General features: G+C 62.9%; 1 protein-coding gene. It reads right to left on the reverse strand.

The window, feature by feature from the left end; genetic code table 11:
- Positions 1-43: 43 nt before the first annotated feature.
- A complete protein-coding gene (locus NKJ09_RS32415; protein ID WP_023718475.1) occupies positions 44-1,243 on the reverse strand; it encodes an IS256 family transposase in 1,200 nt (399 codons plus the stop codon).
- Positions 1,244-1,365 lie beyond the last annotated feature (122 nt).

The raw sequence follows: 1,365 nt of genomic DNA on the forward strand, positions 1-1,365 counted from the left end.
CGCAGCCCCCGTGTTTAGCGGAGCGGCGGACACACGGCGGTGCTCAGGCGGCCAATGCTCTCAGGCTCTCCTTCTTGTGCTCGCGCAGATGATCCATGTTGAGATAGCGGGTCGCCTCGAGCCAGTTCTCGTGGATCTCGACCGCCAATGCCCGAACCAGCCGCAGGCAGCTCCGCGGGTTGGGGAAGATGCGAACGACCAGGGTGCGCCGCTTGATCTCCTGGTTCAGCCGCTCCAGCATGTTCGTCGACTTCATGTGCTTGTGGTGGGCAAGCGGCAGCCGATAGAAGCTCAGCGTCTCCTCGATGTTGTCTTCCACCCAGTTGACCAGCTTCGGGTATTTGGCCTGCCATTTGGCGATCCACTGCGCCAGGTCGCGTTTGACCTCGGCAAGGTCGCGCCGGTCGTAGAACCATCTGAGCTCCATCAGGCAATCGTCGTCGACCTTGCGCGGCACGTAGTCGAGCGCGTTTCTGAGGAAGTGCACGTAGCAGCGCTGCCAGACCGCTTCGGGCAGCACTTCGCGGATTGCCGCCCTGAGCCCCGGATGGTCGTCGGAGACGACGAACTCGACGCCGGCGAGCCCGCGATTCTTGAGCCCCGTCACGAACTCGCGCCAGCTCGAATGGCTCTCCCGGTTGGCCAGCTCCACGCCCAGGACCTGGCGCCGGCCCTCCCAATCCACGCCGATCGCCACCAGCACCGCCTGGCTGGCGATCACGCCCGCCTCGCGAGCCCGTTCATAGCGCGCGTCCAAGATGAGATACGGATAGCTTTCCTCGAGCCGCTGCGTGAAGAACGCCTTGAGCGCCTCATCCAGCCGCATCGTCGCCTCGCTCACCGTCGAGGCCGAGAAAGAGTGGCCGCACAATTCCTCCGTCACCGCCTTCACCTTGCGGGTCGAAACGCCTTGTACGTACATCTCGACCAGCGCCGACACCAAGGCCTTCTCCGAACGCTGATAGCGCTCAAACAACTCCGTCGAGAACCGGCCCGTCCGATCCTGCGGAACGCGAAGTTCCAGCACCCCAACCCGCGTCACCAGCTTGCGCTCGTAATACCCGGACCGGTAACTCACCCGCTCCGCCGTCCGCTCGCCTTTCTCGGCCCCGATCGCCTCCGTCATCTCGGCTTCCAGAGCCTCCTGCACGACAGTCTGCAATACCTGGCGAAAGCCGTCCTCATCCGACAGCAGCAACGCTTTCAACTCGCCCCTGCTCAGTTTAACTTCTCGATTGGTCATGGCACTTCCCCTTCCACGGGAATCGGTGATTGCAACGTCACCACCGTGCCATGGCCGCTCGCCCTTCAGAGCAAGCGCCGTTCTCTCTCCAAAACTTTTTGCAGAACCTTCAGGACACTATC

This window comes from Mesorhizobium sp. M0189, from assembly GCF_040322135.1.
Classification (GTDB): domain Bacteria; phylum Pseudomonadota; class Alphaproteobacteria; order Rhizobiales; family Rhizobiaceae; genus Mesorhizobium.